The organism is Saccharopolyspora sp. NPDC045839 (genome assembly GCF_056431645.1).
Window position 1 is genome coordinate 296,717 of the sequence record NZ_JBWKKH010000002.1, and the last position, 15,986, is coordinate 312,702.

16 protein-coding genes and 1 pseudogene are annotated in these 15,986 nt (G+C 70.2%); 6 read left to right on the forward strand and 11 right to left on the reverse strand.

Annotated elements, in window-relative coordinates:
- Nucleotides 1-6: 6 nt before the first annotated feature.
- The 4 genes and pseudogenes from AC07EQ_RS04255 to AC07EQ_RS04270 form a co-directional block, all read right to left on the reverse strand.
- Nucleotides 7-426 (reverse strand): YciI family protein, encoded by a 420-nt coding sequence (locus AC07EQ_RS04255; RefSeq protein WP_478386491.1) that lies wholly within the window; start codon nucleotides 424-426, stop codon nucleotides 7-9.
- 166 nt (nucleotides 427-592) lie between these two features.
- Complete coding sequence (locus tag AC07EQ_RS04260; protein ID WP_478386492.1) at nucleotides 593-1,939, reverse strand: MFS transporter; 1,347 nt, start codon at nucleotides 1,937-1,939, stop codon at nucleotides 593-595.
- Nucleotides 1,940-2,003: 64 nt separating this feature from the next.
- Complete coding sequence (locus tag AC07EQ_RS04265) at nucleotides 2,004-2,195, reverse strand: hypothetical protein (protein ID WP_478386757.1); 192 nt, start codon at nucleotides 2,193-2,195, stop codon at nucleotides 2,004-2,006.
- Nucleotides 2,196-2,262: 67 nt separating this feature from the next.
- Nucleotides 2,263-2,736, reverse strand: a pseudogene (locus AC07EQ_RS04270) (DUF2306 domain-containing protein); the annotation flags it as partial.
- Nucleotides 2,737-2,932: 196 nt separating this feature from the next.
- On the opposite strand from AC07EQ_RS04270, the gene AC07EQ_RS04275 reads away from it, so the two are divergent.
- The 3 genes from AC07EQ_RS04275 (at nucleotide 2,933) to AC07EQ_RS04285 (ending at nucleotide 5,852) form a co-directional block, all read left to right on the forward strand.
- Complete coding sequence (locus AC07EQ_RS04275) at nucleotides 2,933-3,892, forward strand: TetR/AcrR family transcriptional regulator C-terminal domain-containing protein (RefSeq protein WP_478386493.1); 960 nt, start codon at nucleotides 2,933-2,935, stop codon at nucleotides 3,890-3,892.
- Nucleotides 3,893-4,002: 110 nt separating this feature from the next.
- The gene (locus AC07EQ_RS04280) at nucleotides 4,003-4,905 is read left to right on the forward strand and encodes an alpha/beta fold hydrolase (protein WP_478386494.1); all 903 of its coding nucleotides are present in this window, start codon (nucleotides 4,003-4,005) and stop codon (nucleotides 4,903-4,905) included.
- A 185-nt stretch (nucleotides 4,906-5,090) separates the two neighbouring features.
- Nucleotides 5,091-5,852 (forward strand): alpha/beta fold hydrolase, encoded by a 762-nt coding sequence (locus AC07EQ_RS04285; RefSeq protein ID WP_478386495.1) that lies wholly within the window; start codon nucleotides 5,091-5,093, stop codon nucleotides 5,850-5,852.
- Nucleotides 5,853-6,058: 206 nt separating this feature from the next.
- On the opposite strand, the gene AC07EQ_RS04290 is transcribed toward AC07EQ_RS04285, so the two are convergent.
- Genes AC07EQ_RS04290 through AC07EQ_RS04305 form a run of 4 tightly spaced genes read right to left on the reverse strand, consistent with a single transcriptional unit; the run spans nucleotide 6,059 to nucleotide 9,010 of the window.
- Nucleotides 6,059-6,634, reverse strand: coding sequence for a 1,2-dihydroxy-3-keto-5-methylthiopentene dioxygenase (locus AC07EQ_RS04290; protein WP_478386496.1), 576 nt, complete (start codon nucleotides 6,632-6,634; stop codon nucleotides 6,059-6,061).
- The gene (gene mtnB / locus AC07EQ_RS04295) at nucleotides 6,631-7,257 is read right to left on the reverse strand and encodes a methylthioribulose 1-phosphate dehydratase (RefSeq protein WP_478386497.1); all 627 of its coding nucleotides are present in this window, start codon (nucleotides 7,255-7,257) and stop codon (nucleotides 6,631-6,633) included. The genes AC07EQ_RS04290 and mtnB overlap by 4 nt, the downstream gene beginning before the upstream one ends.
- Nucleotides 7,254-7,973, reverse strand: a complete 720-nt coding sequence (mtnC, locus tag AC07EQ_RS04300; RefSeq protein ID WP_478386498.1) for an acireductone synthase — start codon at nucleotides 7,971-7,973, stop codon at nucleotides 7,254-7,256. The genes mtnB and mtnC overlap by 4 nt, the downstream gene beginning before the upstream one ends.
- Nucleotides 7,970-9,010, reverse strand: a complete 1,041-nt coding sequence (locus tag AC07EQ_RS04305) for a s-methyl-5-thioribose-1-phosphate isomerase (RefSeq protein WP_478386499.1) — start codon at nucleotides 9,008-9,010, stop codon at nucleotides 7,970-7,972. The genes mtnC and AC07EQ_RS04305 overlap by 4 nt, the downstream gene beginning before the upstream one ends.
- Nucleotides 9,011-9,312: 302 nt before the next feature.
- Here AC07EQ_RS04305 and AC07EQ_RS04310 point away from each other — a divergent pair, with 302 nt between their 5' ends.
- Nucleotides 9,313-10,119, forward strand: coding sequence for an ABC transporter ATP-binding protein (locus AC07EQ_RS04310; protein WP_478386500.1), 807 nt, complete (start codon nucleotides 9,313-9,315; stop codon nucleotides 10,117-10,119).
- A 398-nt stretch (nucleotides 10,120-10,517) separates the two neighbouring features.
- Here the strand turns inward: AC07EQ_RS04310 and argG are convergent, their stop codons facing one another.
- Nucleotides 10,518-11,966, reverse strand: a complete 1,449-nt coding sequence (gene argG, locus AC07EQ_RS04315; protein WP_478386501.1) for an argininosuccinate synthase — start codon at nucleotides 11,964-11,966, stop codon at nucleotides 10,518-10,520.
- A 126-nt stretch (nucleotides 11,967-12,092) separates the two neighbouring features.
- Here argG and AC07EQ_RS04320 point away from each other — a divergent pair, with 126 nt between their 5' ends.
- Nucleotides 12,093-12,755 (forward strand): TetR/AcrR family transcriptional regulator, encoded by a 663-nt coding sequence (locus AC07EQ_RS04320; protein ID WP_478386502.1) that lies wholly within the window; start codon nucleotides 12,093-12,095, stop codon nucleotides 12,753-12,755.
- Nucleotides 12,756-12,885: 130 nt separating this feature from the next.
- Here the strand turns inward: AC07EQ_RS04320 and AC07EQ_RS04325 are convergent, their stop codons facing one another.
- Together AC07EQ_RS04325 and AC07EQ_RS04330 are read right to left on the reverse strand one after the other, a co-directional pair.
- Entirely contained in the window at nucleotides 12,886-13,776 is an 891-nt protein-coding gene (locus tag AC07EQ_RS04325; RefSeq protein ID WP_478386503.1) for an MBL fold metallo-hydrolase, read from the reverse strand.
- 223 nt (nucleotides 13,777-13,999) lie between these two features.
- Nucleotides 14,000-15,208, reverse strand: a complete 1,209-nt coding sequence (locus AC07EQ_RS04330) for an MFS transporter (RefSeq protein WP_478386742.1) — start codon at nucleotides 15,206-15,208, stop codon at nucleotides 14,000-14,002.
- Nucleotides 15,209-15,291: 83 nt separating this feature from the next.
- Between AC07EQ_RS04330 and AC07EQ_RS04335 the strand changes: the two genes are divergently transcribed.
- Nucleotides 15,292-15,753, forward strand: coding sequence for a winged helix-turn-helix transcriptional regulator (locus AC07EQ_RS04335; protein ID WP_478386504.1), 462 nt, complete (start codon nucleotides 15,292-15,294; stop codon nucleotides 15,751-15,753).
- The last annotated feature ends 233 nt before the right edge of the window (nucleotides 15,754-15,986 follow it).

Here is a 15,986-nt window from a genome sequence, read left to right on the forward strand (position 1 = left end):
CCGGGCTCAGAGCTGGCCGGTCGCCTCGCGCCAAGCCCGCTCCTTCTTGATCCACTCGTTGTCCTGCGGGAACTCGTCGATGCTGGTGACCCGGCGGATCTCGCACTTGCTGCCCGGGCCGGCCATCGGCGCGCGCTTGGCCCACGCCACGGCCTCCTCCTTGGAGGCGACGTCGAGGATCCAGTAGCCGCCGAACAGTTCCTTGGTCTCGCCGTAGGGGCCGTCGGTGACCACCGGCGGCTGGGAGGAGTAGTCGACGACCACGCCGTCTGTGGCGTCGTCGAGGCCTTCGGCGGCGACGAGGACACCGGCCTGGATCATCTCGTCGTTGAACCGGCCCATCGCCTCCATGATCTCGTTGAAGTCGACGTCCTGGAACGCCTCGAAGGACTCGTCGGTCGCGCGCATGATCAGCATGTACTTCACGGTGGTGTCTCCTTGGGTCATCCGGGGGTCCCGCTCGGACCCGCTCACCCCTAGGTCGAACGGGAAACGCCGCGGATCGACACGCCAGTCGAACTTCTTCCGAAAGGGCACTTCCGGGCAGCCTACGACCAGGCCGGTGACATGGCGATCGGCGCGAGGACAGGTTTCACCGGGCGCGGAAGGCCACCGCGACGGCCAGCAGCGCCAGGACCGCGGCGAGACCGAAACCCGCGAGATACGCGGTGGCAGGCGACCACACCAGCCACGCCGCGAACAACGTGCCCGCCACCGCCAGCACCGTCGTGGTGAACAGCGACTCGCTGAGCTGCAACGCCGAACTGTTCACGCCCTGCTCGCGCGGCGCCGACAACCGCAGCGTCAACGTCGACAACACCGGATACACCAGGCCCATCCCCAGCGACATCATCGCGAGCCCGCCGATGCACACCACCAGCGGCACCGCCGCGAAGACCGTCGTCGCCACCCCCGCCGCCCCGGCGGCCAGCAGCGCCGCGCCCAGCACCGGAACCCGGTTCCACGCCGGCAGGCGGCCCTGCAGCCACGAACCCGCCAGCCACCCGACCGCGGTGGTGGTCAGCACCAAACCCGCGGCGGTGGGGGACAGGCCCCGTTCCCGCGACAACATCAGCGGCACGAACACCTCCGCGGCCGAGAACGCCGCACCCGCGATACCGCGCAACGCCACCACGCTCGGCAGCCCCGCCCGGCCCCGGAACGTCCCCACCGGCAACAACCTCGGCGCGAACGCCACCAACGCCGCCAATCCCGCGATGACCAGCACTCCCGACAGCCAACCGGTCTGCTGCCCGCCGTAGTGCAGCAGCAGCCCGCCCGCCGCCGCACCCACCGCCCACAGCGGACGGTCGAAACCGCGCCGCTGCGGCCGCGAACGCCAGGACAACCCGCGCAAGCTCGGGCTCACCAACGCCAGCGCGGGCACCGCCAGCACCATCGTCGCCAGGAATACCCACCGCCAGCTCAACCTCTCCACCAGCAGCCCCGCCACCAGCGGGCCCACGATCGACGGCAGCAGCCACGCCCCGGCCAGCATCCCGAAGAACCGCGCCCGCAACGCCTCCGGCAACACGTGCCCCACCACCACGTACAGGGCCACCGAGATCAACCCGCCGCCCAAGCCCTGCACGATCCGGCCCGCCACCAGCACCCACATCACCGGCGCGACCCCGGCCAGCAGCAGCCCCGCGGCGAACACCGCGACCCCCACCCGCAGCGGCACCGCAGGCCCGCGCGCATCGCTCCACCCGCCGGAGACGACCATGCTCACCACACCGGCGGCCGTCGTCCCGCCGAACGCCACCGCGTACAGGGCCAACCCGTCCAGGGAACGGGCGACCGTCGGCATCGCCGTGGCCACCGCCACGTACTCGAAGGCCACCAGCGAGATCAACGTGAGTGCGCCGAAGGTCAGCGACCGGTAGCGGCGGGAGAACAAGCCGCCCGTGGTGGCGGCATCGACATCGATCGCGGACACGACCACCCCCGGGCGGCTCGGCGAACCAGACCGCCCCAGCGTTCAACCTCCACCGCACTCCAGGTCAAGCCGGCACCCCGGAACGGCTCGCGGCCCGGGCGCGTTTCTTCGGCCGCCGGTCCAGCCACAGCTGGGCGAGGATCAGCGGAACCACCCAGCCCAGCCACGTCGTCAGCCCGGCGATCGTCGACGTCATGTACTGCTCGTTGCCGCCGAAGGTCGTCTCCAGCTGCGGGCCCAGCACCACACCCGCCACCACCCCCCCACACCCGGTTGGTGACCGTGGAGATGGTCAGCACGAACGACCGCACCATCCACTTGCGGTGATCACCGAACCGCCGCGCCCGCCCCGCGCGCCACCCCGCGACCGTGCAGCCGAACCACACCAGCCCCAGCAGCACGCTGCTCACCCGCGCCACCGGACCGAACGGCGACATCGTGCCGATCACCGTCGCCATCACCGCCGCGGGCAGCACCCCGGCGAAGACGTAGGCGCGGCCGATCCAGCGGTGCGCCACCGGATACCGCCGCCGGAACGCAGGCCACACCTGGAAGCAGCAGCTCACGATCGCCACCGACCCGCACAGCACGTGCGCCACGAGCATCGGGTAGTACGGCGCGAACCACTCCACGGGTGGCACCAGCGACTGCGCCGGATCAAGCGTGAGGTACCGCGGCACCGACACCACCACGAACGCCACCGCGACCAACGCCAACGGGCCCACCCACGGCCGCCGCCACCACCGCACCGCCCGCGATTCCTCCGCAACCACCGGACGTTCCGCCACCACGCTCATCGATCCACCCCGAAAAAGGAGAGTGCGTACCCCGCACCTGACGCGTACACCGTATTGGATGCGGTGCCGAACATGCTGCAGTACAACGAAAAATCCCGGAAAATACGTGGATAGCACTAGTGCGCCTTAAGGGAATCCGTGGGGTTTCCTATAATTTCCCGGGGTAGTGCACTAGTGCGAAACCGAAAGGGGAGCGATGACCACCGGATCCCGGCCCCACCCGCCGTACCTGCGCATCGCCGAGGACATCCGCGCCCGCATCGACTCCGGCCGGCTCCGCCCCGGCGACAAGGTGCCCTCGACCCGCCAGATCATCGACGAATGGGGCGTGGCCATGGCGACCGCCACCAAAGCCCTCGCCGCCCTGCGCCAGCACGGCCTCGTGCACGCCGTCCCCGGCACCGGCACCGTCGTCAGCGACCCCACAGCGCACCGCCGCACCCGGCCCCGGTCACCCCGAACCACCGAACCCGCCGGCCGCGAACGCATCGTGCGCACCGCCATCGGCATCGCCGACCGCGAAGGCCGCGCCGCGGTGTCCATGCGCCGCGTGGCCGCCGAACTCGGCGCCGGCACCATGTCCCTGTACCGGCACGTCCCCGACAAGGACGAACTCCTCCGGCTCATGGCCGACGCCGCCCTCGCCGAAACCCCACTGCCCGGACCCGGCCACCGCGGCTGGCGCGCCCGCCTCGAAGAACTCGCCCGCCGGCAATGGGCCACCTACCGGCGACACCCCTGGCTCGCGCCCATCGCCCTCAACTCACTGGCCCAGCCGCCGCTGCTGCCGGCCGGCATGGCCCACGTCGAATGGCAACTCGCCACCCTCGACGGGCTCGGCCTCGACCACCGCGACAAACTGCGCATCGCCGTCGGCCTCAACGGCTACGTCGGCGGCATCGCCATGAGCCACTCCCTAGAAGCGGAACTCACCCAGGAAACCGGCATCACCAGCAGGCAACGCCACGACACCGACGAACCCGAGATGTGGAACCTGCTGGGAACCGGCCGCTACCCGAACCTGGCCGCCGCCGCGACCAGCGGCGTCGAACTCGGCCTGGACGACCTGTTCGAGTTCGGCCTGAACAACCAGCTCAACGGCATCGAACACCACCTCGCCCACCGCGCAGAACACCGCAGAAACCTGCCGCGATGACCGGCAAGCACAGGTCCGCGAGTGGACGAGCCTGGTGAATGGGGGTGCGGCCCGGCAGGTCCGCCGGCTCCGATGTGCTGACCAGGCTCCCGACGACAGGAGTACAGGCCATGGCGGAGAACACCGGGCCCCCGTTGGGGATGAGCTACGAGGTCCCGGACGGAGCGATGCTGCTGCACCGGTCCGGCACCGGTGGGCCGCCCGTGGTGTTCCTGGCCGGTGGTGGGATGTCCGGCCTGTACTACTGGAACGTGCACAACCTCGTCGCCGAGTTCACCACGAGCGTGATCTACGACCGGCTCGGCATGGGCTGGAGCGACGTGGTGGACCTTCCGCGCAGTGGCACGCAGGTGACCGACGACCTGCACGAACTGCTGCGCGCCGCGACCGTACCCGGCCCGTACGTGCTGGTCGGGCATTCGCTCGGCGGCCTGTACGCGCGGCTCTACGCGAAGCGATTCCCCGGCGACGTCGCCGGCGCGGTCCTGCTCGACCCGACTCACGAGGACATCGTCGACTACCTGCCGGAGGAGAAAGCGCAGCGGCTGCGGAACCCGAACACCGACGACCTGTTCCCGCCCGAGCAGCTGGACGCGATGCGGGCCGCGTACCGGACCACGTTCGGCCGGGCGCTTGCCGCCTGGCCCGCCGAGATCCGCGAACCGCTGCTGGATCAGGGGTTCAGCAGCGAGGGCTACCGGCAGTCCCTGCGCGAGCCGATGAACCTGCCGCGGCTGTTCGGCGAAGTCCGCGACGCCGGACCCGATCCCGACGTGCCGCTGATCTTCGTGTCCGCCATGGGGACCGACACGTTCGCCGAGGAGCTGGTGCCGCCCGAAGCGCACGCATCGCTGGCCGAGTCCAACCAGACCAAGCACCGGCTGTACACCGACCTGGCCGCGGTGCTACCCCGAGCCCGCGTTCGCCGCCTGGACGATGCCGGGCACTCGGGCATCGCCTGGCTCCGGCCGGACGCCGTTGTTCAGGCAATCCGCGACACCATGTCGTATTGATCAAGCGGTTCTCGGCCGCCCCGCACGACATTCCACTCGCAGAGATCACCCACGACCAACCCGTCAGGAACCGAGCCGCCCGAAAACCTCCCGCGATCGAAGCGGAACGACACCCGGCGCCGCCGCAACCCCAGTAGCGTCGGCGCCACCGTCAGGGGAGCCACCGGCGACGAGGAGCAATTCGGGTGCCCATCGCACGCAGCAACGGATACCGGATCTCCTACCAGATCGCCGGAGACGGGCCCCCGCTGCTGCTGCACCCGGGCATGTTCCAGACCGGCGCGCACTGGACCCGAACCGGCTGCACCACAACGCTCGCCGCCACCCACACCGTCATCACCGTGGACCCGCTGGGCCTCGGCGCAAGCGACGCCCCGCACGACCCCGCGGCCTACGCCCTGGCCCGGCGCGCCGACTACGTCACCGCCGTGCTCGACGCCGTCGGCGCCACCGAAGCCGCGTTCTGGGGCTACTCGCTGGGAGCCTTCACCGGCTACGCCGTCGCCGTGCACGCCCCCGAACGGCTCACCCGGCTCGTCGCCGGCGCCTTCGACCCCATCGACGGATTCCGCTCCGCGATCGCCCCGGTGCTGCGCCACCTCGGCCTGCCGGCCGACACCGACCCCTACCCGTTCATGCACCAAGCGGCCACCGCCGACCCCGCACTGGCCGCCGTGATCGACGCCGCCGACCCCGCGGCACTGCGCGCGAACTTCCAGGCCTTCGCCCACGAACCCGGCCAGCACCACGCGCTCGCCACCACCGGCGTCCCGATGCTCATGTACGCCGGCACCGAGGACTTCTGGCACGACCCGATGCGGACCTTCGCGCAGCAGACCGGCACCGAGTTCTTCTCGCTGCCCGGCGCCGACCACCAAACCGGCTGGGACCGGGCCACCGACGCACTGCCCCGAGTCCTGCGGTTCCTCGCCGGGGACCAGATCTGAGGGGACCTGGTCGAACCCGTCGGCGTCGCCACCGGCCGCAACACCGCATCCGAAGACCCGGAAACCTTCCACGCCACCAGATCGCGCTGCCGCTGCAGGAAACCCAGCAACGCCGTGCGCTCATCACCGCGATGGGCAGGCGCGGTCACCCTGCCCCAGAAGGAGAAGCCGGGTGCGGAAGGAGAAGTCCGCACCCGGCGCCGGCTTCACCGCGAGGCCATCAGCTCGTCGAACGACGGGAACCGCTCCGCGGTGTCCGTGGCGCAGAAATCGCCCACCCAGCCGTCCTCGTCGTGGAAGAACCGGATCGCCACGAAATCCGGGCGCGTCCCCATGTCGAACCAGTGCGTGGTGTTCGCAGGCACGCTCAGCAGGTCACCCGCCTCGCACAGCACCGCGTACACCTTCCCACCGATGTGCAGGTAGAAGACCCCGGCACCGCGGGCGAAGAACCGGTCCTCGTCATCGTCGTGGGTGTGCTCCGACAGGAACTTCTCCCGCGCCGCCTTCGCCTGCTGAGCCCACTCCGGATCACCGTCGCGCGGCGTCATCACCGCCGCGTCCACCTTGATGTAGCCCTCGGCGTCGATGACCCGGTCGACCTCGGCGCGATACGCGGCCAGCACGTCGTCGGCGGACGCGTCCGCCGACAGCTCCTTGAGCTCCCAGCGCTCGAAGCGCACCCCGAACTGCTTGAGGACGTCCGCGATCCGCTCGCCGTCCTCGGTGCGCAGCTCCACCGTGCCGGGATCGGTGTCCGGCCACACAGTCAGCAACGTCATGCCACACCCTCCTGGATTCCGTTCGTGGCCAAGGTGAACTGGAACAGCCAGTCCAAGCATTCCGTGCGGTGCCGGGCCTGCACCAGATCCCGGCCCCACACGTACAAGCCGTGCCGGGCCACGATCACCGCCGGCGTCGCGGCGTCGAAACCCGCCTCGAACGCATCGCCCAACACGCCCATGTCCTGGCTGTTGGGCACCACCGGCACCGTCATCACATCGTCGTCGCGGCGCCCGAGACCCTTGAGCATCTCCAGATCCCGCAGCACCACACCACCGGGCCAGCGCTGCCCGGCCACCACCGCCGAGAGCATGTGCACGTGCACCACCGCACCCGCACCGGCCACCGCCGCGATCCGCGCGTGCAACCCCGCCTCCGCCGACGGCCGCTGCGCGGGATTGGGCTGATCGGGCACTGCCGCCCCGGCGGAGTCCACGACCACCACGTCCTCGCCGGTCAGCTCGCCCTTGTCCAGGCCGCTGGCCGTCACCGCCAGCCGCAGCGGCTCCCGCTGCAACGTCACCGACAGGTTGCCGGACGTGCCACGCATCCAGCCCAGCCCCGCCATCCGCGCCGACTCCGCGGCCAACGCCGCCCCGGCCTGCTCCAGACCGACGCTCACACGATCACCCCAAGCTCAACATCGTCGAAAGTGGACACCACCGGATGCGACCCGAAATCGGCGTCCGCGAACGGCTCCCCGGCCCGGGCCACCCCCACGGTCCGCCAGCCCGCCGCCGCGGCGGCATCCAGCTCCGCCGGCACGTCCGAGAAGAACACGATCTCGCCCGCGACCGAACCCAGCCCCGCGGCGATCGCATCGTAGGAGGCGCGCTCCCGCTTCGGCCCGGCGTTGACCGTGTCGAAGTGATGCGAGAACAGCCCCCGCAGGTCACCGGAGGTCGTGTTGGAGAACGACGCGACCTGCCCGGCCACCGAACCCGAGGAGAACACCGCCAGCCGCAGGCCCCGGTCCAGCCACGACCGCAACGCCGGCACCACGTCCGCGAAGTAGTCGGTGGTCAGCTCCCCGCGGGCGTACCCGTCGGCCCAGATCAGCCCCTGCAACGTCTTCAACGGACTGGCCTTGCGGTCGGCGTCCATCCAGCCGTGCAGCACCGCCACCACCTCGGCGGTGCCGGCCCGCTCACCCAACCCGGCGTCGGCCTTGACCTGCGCCACCGCCTGGGCGACCACCGGATCGTCGCCGTGCGCGTCGATCCACGGCCCAAGCCGCGGCCGCGCGTAGTCGTAGAGCACCACGTGCACCTGGCTGGTGGCGGTCAGCGTTCCCTCGATGTCCAGCACGACCCACCTGGCCGCGACCCGCACGCTCACCGTGCCGTCCCCCGTTCCTCGTTCCAGTACTCGTGCACCCGGTCCGGCGCGAACGCGCCCCGGTCGGTCACCACCGTGGTCACGAACCGCGGATCGGTGATGTCGAAGGCCGGGTACAGTCCCCGCACCCGCTCGCTGGCGCTGCGCCGCCCCAGGGTGTGCAGCACCTCGTCGCCGTCGCGGAACTCGATCGGCACATCCGCGCCGGTGGCCGAGGCGGGATCCGGGGCGTGGCACAACGCGTGGAAGGGCACGCCGAAGGCGTTCGCGGCCACCGCCAGCTGCAACGTCCCCACCTTGTTGATCACGTGCCCGTCCATGGTGACCCGGTCGCTCGCGGTCACCAACGCGTCGATCTCACCCACCCGCATCAGCGACGCCGGCATGCCGTCGGTGACCAGCGTGGTGTCCACGCCCATCTCCGCCAGCGTCTCCGCGGTCAGCCGCGCGCCCTGCAGGTACGGGCGGGTCTCGGTGCACACGAACGACGGCCGCTTGCCGGTCTCCAGCGCCGCCTCGACCAGACCCACCAGGTACAGATCGCCCCAGCAGTGCGTCAGGACCCGGCCGCCCTCCGGCAGCAGAGCCGCACCGGCGCGTCCCATCTCGCGGCTGCGCCGCCGGTAGTCCTCGTCCCCGGCCCGCGCACCGGCCAGCGCCGCGGCGGCCACCTCATCGCCGCCGGTGTCCACCGACGCCATGACCCACTCCACCGCCTTGCGCGGCTGGTCGTTGGTCGGGCGGGTGGCGATCAACCGGTCGCCGGCGGCCCGCAGCCGCTCGCGCGCGGTCTCCGGATCCTGCCCGGCCGTCTCCCGCGCGGCCAGCACCATGCCCCACAGCACCGCGAAGTACGGCCCGGACGACTGCGTCACCATGTCCTCGATCGCCGCGGCGACCTCCTCCACGGTGCGGGCGTGCACCCACCGGTGCTCGAACGGGAACACCCGGCGATCCAGGATGTGCACCCCGTCCTCGGCCAGCCGGACGCTGTCGGCCAGCGTCGGCAACCCGGGATGTGCGGCAGGTGGCGGCATCGAATCCTCAACTAGGCGCAATAGCAGGTGAACAGGTTTTCACCAGGGTATCGATCCCGGGCGGCGCACCGGCAACACGATCCACATCGCGGAACCGGTAGGGTTCCGGTACCGACCATGATCGGACGGTCAGCGGCCCGGCGACACCGGGACCGCGAGCGACACCGGGCCCGCGCCACCACCCACTCCGGGACGTCTCCCGAAGGGCCGCGCCGAGGCCGAGTCGAGCCTCGCGTCCGACCCCCGTGCACGTCACACGAGCACCCGGCCGTGCCCGGGCGCGAGATCCTGGAGGCCATCCGGTGATCGACTCCCGGCCCACCGAGACCGGCCCCGTCCTGCGGGTCACCGACATCGACGTCGTCCGCGACGGGAACTACCTGCTGCAGTCGATCTCGCTGGAGGTCCACCGCGGCCAGCACTGGGCGCTGCTGGGCGCCAACGGTGCCGGCAAGAGCACCCTGCTGAACCTCCTCGGTGCCGTCAGCCACCCCACCCGCGGAACGGTCGAGGTCCTCGGGCACCGGCTCGGCCGGGTCGACATGCGGCAACTGCGCTCCTACGTCGGCCACATCAACCCCCGCCACCCCCTGCAGAGCCCGCTGCGGGTCCGCGACGTCGTGCTCACCGGCGCCACCAACACCACCGAACCGGTCCCGCGCTGGCAGCCGACCGACGAACAGTCCCGGCAGGCCGACCGCCTGATCGGCATGCTCGGCATGGGCGGCAAGACCGATGCCCGCTGGAACACCCTTTCCCAGGGCGAACGCGGCCGCGCCCTCATCGCCCGCGCCCTCATGCCCCTCCCACGGCTGCTGCTGCTCGACGAACCCGCCACCGGCCTGGACCTCGCAGCCCGCGAACAACTGCTCACCAGCCTCGACGAACTGCGCGCCGAACACCCCGAACTGGCCACCGTGCTGGTGACTCACCACCTCGAAGAACTCCCCGCCAGCACCACCCACGCCATGCTGCTGCGCGAAGGACGCTGCCTGGCCACCGGGGGAGTGGACGAGGTGCTGACCACCGACGAGGTCAGCAAGTGCTTCGACCACCCGGTCCGCATCACCCGAACCGACGGCCGCTGGCACGCCCGCGCCGACCGATGACCACGCACCGCGTAGCCGCGGCGTACGTCAGAGGGGCGCGGCCAGCCAAATCCCGAAGCCGACCAGGCTGAGACCGCACACGGACTCGATCGCCCGCTCGCGCCGGCAGTGCTCGCGTGGCAACCCGAAGTCCGCCGCCTCATGGACCTGTCGCAACTGATCGTGCTGCGCCTGGGGATGGGGGAGGGGCTGTGGTGGGAGGCTCGCGCCACCCAACCCCCGCGCAACCGCACGGGAAGGCGGCCCACCACACTGCGTTCTGCGTGGTCGTCAGCGACGGAAGCGGCTACCCGCAGTCGATCCTGGTGCCCGACGCCGACCTGTCCCGACGCGGTGAACACCCAGGAAAGCCGTTGTGGGCCAGGTGGGACGCCCCACCTGGCCCACAAGAACGCAGATCAGTCCGTGCCGTACTCCATCGCGGCCCGGTCGAGGGTCTGCCCCTCCTCGGAGTCCCGGCCGCGGGAGGCGATCGCCTCGGCACCACCCTGCGGCATCGCCCCGATCAGCCCCGTCGACGCCGCCTGCGCGGCACCGATGAGCGCCGGGTGACCGGTGCCGACCATGCCGATGCCCGCGTACTGCTCCAGCTTGGCGCGCGAGTCCGCGATGTCGAGGTTGCGCATCGTGAGCTGACCGATCCGGTCCACCGGGCCGAACGCCGAGTCCTCGGTACGCTCCATCGACAGCTTGTCCGGGTGGTAGCTGAACGCCGGGCCGGTGGTGTCCAGGATCGAGTAGTCCTCACCACGCCGCAGCCGCAGCGTCACCTCGCCGGTGATCGCCGTGCCGACCCAGCGCTGCAGCGACTCCCGCACCATCAGCGCCTGCGGGTCCAGCCACCGGCCCTCGTACATCAGCCGGCCCAGCCGCCTGCCCTCGTTGTGGTAGTACGCCAGGGTGTCCTCGTTGTGGATCGCGTTGACCAGCCGCTCGTACGCGGCGTGCAGCAACGCCATCCCCGGCGCCTCGTAGATGCCGCGGCTCTTGGCCTCGATCACGCGGTTCTCGATCTGGTCCGACATGCCCAGGCCGTGCCGGCCACCGACCGCGTTCGCCTCGATCACCAGGTCGACCGCGGTGGCGAACTTCTTGCCGTTGATCGTCACCGGGCGGCCCTGTTCGAAGCCGATCGTCACGTCCTCGGTGGCGACCTCGACCTCCGGGTCCCAGAACCGCACGCCCATGATCGGGTCCACGGTCTCGATGCCGGTGTCGAGGTGCTCCAGCGTCTTGGCCTCGTGCGTCGCGCCCCAGATGTTGGCGTCGGTCGAGTAGGCCTTCTCGGCGCTGTCCCGGTAGGGCAGGTCGTGCGCCAGCAGCCACTCCGACATCTCCTTGCGGCCACCGAGCTCGGACACGAAGTCCGCGTCCAGCCACGGCTTGTAGATGCGCAGCTGCGGGTTGGCCAGCAGGCCGTACCGGTAGAACCGCTCGATGTCGTTGCCCTTGTAGGTCGAGCCGTCGCCCCAGATCTGCACGTCGTCCTCGAGCATCGCCCGGACCAGCAGGGTTCCCGTGACGGCCCGGCCCAGCGGCGTGGTGTTGAAGTACGGGCGCCCCGCGGAGCGGATGTGGAACGCACCGCAGGTGAGCGCGGCCAAGCCCTCCTCGACCAGCGCCGCGCGGCAGTCGACCAGGCGCGCGAGCTCGGCACCGTAGGTCAGCGCACGACCGGGCACCGAGGCGATGTCGGGCTCGTCGTACTGGCCGATGTCGGCGGTGTAGGTGCACGGGACGGCGCCCTTGTCGCGCATCCACGCGACCGCGACAGAGGTGTCGAGGCCCCCGGAGAAGGCGATGCCGACGCGCTCGCCGGTGGGCAGGGAGGTGAGAACCTTGGACATGGAAGAGAGTATGCATTGCGACGTATGATCATGCAAAACTGGGGTGCACGACAGCCCGCGCCGCAGCTCGGGAACCGCAATTTCACACAACGGTCGTTATGAAAATTGTGTGGCAGAATCGGCGGGGTGCCGAACACGAAGGCCCGGCCGGCGGGTGGCGAGGGCGGAACCGAGCCGGCCGCGCAGCGTGGCCGCCCGACCGGGGACCACGCCGCGAAGCGGGCGGAGCTGCTGAAGGCGGCGACGTCGGTGATCGCGCGGGAGGGCTACGCCAACGCATCACTGCGCAAGGTGGCCCAGCGCGCGGGGTGCACGACCGGGGCGGTGACCTACTACTTCGCGAACAAGGAGGAACTGGTCACCGCGTTGACCGAAAGCCGGTTCGACACCTACGACGCGATGCTGGAATCCGCCCGGGAGCACACCGACATCAAAGCGCTCTTCCAGCGGTGGCTGGATCTGACCACCGGCGATCCCGAATTCTGGCCGGTAATGTCCCAACTGCTCGCCCACGCCCGATACGAACCCGCCCTCGCCACCGTCATCGAGCAGCGCTACGCGCACCACCGCGACACGTACACCACGATCCTCCAAACCGGCCAAGCACGAGGCACCGTCCGCGACGACATCCCCCCGGACCTGCTCGCCGATCAGCTCGTCGCCATGGGCGACGGCTGGATGCTGATGCACCCCTTCGAACCCCAGAGATTCACCCCGAGCCGGGTCCAGGCCCTCACCGACGCCGCCCTCGCCCTGATCACCCCCACCCCGGGCACGCCTGGCTCATAACCCGCGCACTTCCCGCGGCGCGCGATCAGTCACCGTCGGCCAGCGCGCGACCGCAAGTCCGACGACTGCGGGAGCGAAACCTTGCTGCCGGAACCGGTCAACGTCCGTGGGTGCCCGATGGAGTCGAGCGCTACGTCGCGAGGAACCGGCCCTGCTCGACCTCTGCGACCAGCCCCTTGCCGATCAAGCGGTCCAGGTGCCGCATCGCCGTCCTCTGCTCGACCGGATTCACGTGCGCGCCTTCCACATGCGGCCGGTAGACCAGCCGGTGCGCGACGATCTCCGCGACGGACCGCGGTTCACCGAGCAGCCCCAGCAGCACCGCGTCCCGCTTCTCCACCACACCGGCAAAGGCATCGAGTCGCCTGCGGAACTCATCGCCACCCTCGATCACACCCTTCTGATGCGACGTGCCGTACCAGCGGGCGTCGATCTCCCGGCACCGGCGCATGGACGCCTCGAAGTCCACAAGACTGCTACCGACATCGCCGTAGTAAGGACCGAACGACGTCAGGTCGACATCCGCCACGAACAGGAATCCGTCCGGCTCGACCAGGAAGCCGCAGTGACCCGCCGTATGACCGGGAAGGTGCACCACGGTCACGGTGCGCCCACCGAGGTCGAACACGGCTCCGTCGGTGAACTTCAGCGCATCCGGACGACCGTTCACGTGGAAAAGATCCCGCAGCTTCCGGTCGGCGTCGTCGATGGCGTCGGGAGGGAGCCCGAACCCGGCGACCATGACCTCGCGAGATCGCAGGCCGTCGATGTCCGCCTCGTGGATGTGAACCGGCACGTCGTAGCTTCCGAGACCGGCGACGTGGTCCTCATGCGCGTGGCTCACGAGGACCACGTCCGCGGGTGGCGCCGCTTCGACCAACGACAGCGACGGATCGACGACCAACGCGGCGTCGCTGCCGCGCACCACCAGCGAGTTGCCGAACGGGTAGGCGCCCCGCTCCGCGCCGATGAGCACGGTGACCTCGCCGTACTTCATTTCCGTGTACTCCGTGGCGACCAACTCGAGTTCCTCCCGCGTGCTCTCGGCTGATGTGGTTCGAATCGGTGCTCCAATGCGGACAACCCGGAGTCCGGCCGCCAAGCACCGCAACGTCATTCGTGCTGGCCAGAGATCCCGGCATGCGCGCCGGCCGATGGAGGCACCGTACCGAGCCCCAAGATTTCACGCAACGTTTGTTATGCGAATTGGGGAGTGTGCGCAGTCGCCGAATTCGGCCAAAGCGTCACGGCCGGCTCGCTTTCTGCCGGTCGTTCAGAGGCAGGCGCGGGCCGGTCGCCACGCGACGGCTGGATGCCCAGACCACGAGCGCGCAGGCGGCGAAGGCCGCACCGAGGATGCTGGAGCCAGCCCATCCGGCACCGGCGAACACGGTGGTCGTCGTGGTGGCGCCGAGCGCGGAGCCGAGGGAGTAGAAGATCATGTAGCCGCCGACGACGCTGCTGGTGCGGTGCGGGTGGGCCATGGTGAGCAGGTGCTGGTTGCTCACGTGCACGGCCTGGACGGCGAAATCCAGCACGACCACGCCGATGACGACGAGCCACAGCGACCACGACGCTTGCCCGATGGCCAGCCATGAGGCGGCGAGGAGAACGAGCGCTCCGCCGGTGACGACGCTCGTGAATCCGGCGTCGGCCCAGCGTCCCGCACGGGCGGCACCGAGCGCGCCGACCAGGCCGGCAAGGCCGAACAGGCCGATCTGCGCCGTGCTCAGATGCCACGGGGCGGCCGCGAGCGGTAGCGCCAGGCCGCTCCACAGCGTGCCGAAGGACGCGAACAGGAAGAACGCGATCAGCCCGCGCGAGATGAACAGGCGCTCGCGGAACAGTCCACCCAGCGACGCCAGCACCTGTCGATACGTGGTGTGGTCGGCGCGCGTGTCCGGCGGCAGGGTTTTCAGGACAAGGCACGCCAGCGCCACCAGGAGCACGGCGAGCGCGACGTACACGCTGCGCCAGCCCCATACTGCGGCCAGAGCGCCGGCCGCGACGCGCGCCCCGAGAATGCCGATGACGACACCGGAGGTCACCACGCCGAGGTTGCGGCCGCGTTCCTCGGGCGTGGACAGAGCTGCGGCGTAGGCGACCGTCGTCTGGACGACGACCGCGAAGAGGCCGGCGGCCACCAGTCCGACAAGCAGCACCCAGGCCCGAGTGGCTGTCGCGGCCAGCGCCGCGCCCGTTGCGGTCAGCAGAAGGTGCCCCGCTATGAGCTTGCGCCGATCGATCATGTCGCCCAACGTAACGAGAGCGGCCAGTCCCGCCAGATAGCCGAGCTGCCCGGCCGCGACGATCCACCCCAGCCGGGCATCCGGTACGCCCAGGTCGGTTCCGATCTGAGCGAGAACCGGCTGGGCGACGTAGATGCTCGCGACGGCGACCGCGCAGACCGCGGCGAACAGCGTCCTTCGGCCAAGGCCAATGGTCGGGCCCATCTGCTCTCCCTTGTTTAGTAGCAAATTGCAACTGATTCGAAGGTACGGCAGAATGGTTTCAATCAGCAACTCTTCAGGGAGGCATGGTGACTCAGACCGCGATCAGTGCCGAAGACGTGGCCTGGACCGACCCGCCCTGCCCAGTGGCGCGAACGCTTGACCTGATCGGTGACCGTTGGAGCCTGCTCATCGTCCGCGACGCCATGGACGGCGCGCGAGCGTTCACCGACTTCCAGCAGCGCACCGGGATCGCCCGCAACATCCTCACCGACCGGCTCCGCCGGCTGGTCGAGCGAGGCATCCTCGACCGGACGACCGCACCATCGGGCAGGCGGCAGCTCTACGCGCTCACCCCTGCCGGGCGCGACCTGTTCACCGTCGTCGTGGCCCTGCGCCAGTGGGGAGAACGCCACGCCTTCGCCCCCGACGAGAGCCACTCCGTCCTCGTCGACGAGCTTGGTCTCCCGCTTCCGGAGCTCCGGCCGATCGGCTCCAGCGGCACTCCCGCCGACGTCGACACGACCTCCGTGCGAAAGGATCACTGATGTCGCTGGCCCGATCCCGGCGCCGATGAAGTACTCAAGTCAACCGGAAACGCGGCCACCGAGCCTCCGCGAAAACCTGTTGGCGGGCCACGGCGACCACTGCTAGCTTTCCGGAGGCCGTGCGAGAGAACGAGGAGGTGGTACCCGTGAACGCATCGACATGGGTGCTCCCCTCCGGGGTCACGGTCGGGCGATAGGTCGTCCGGGAGCGCCGTTCACGAGCACTCCCGAAA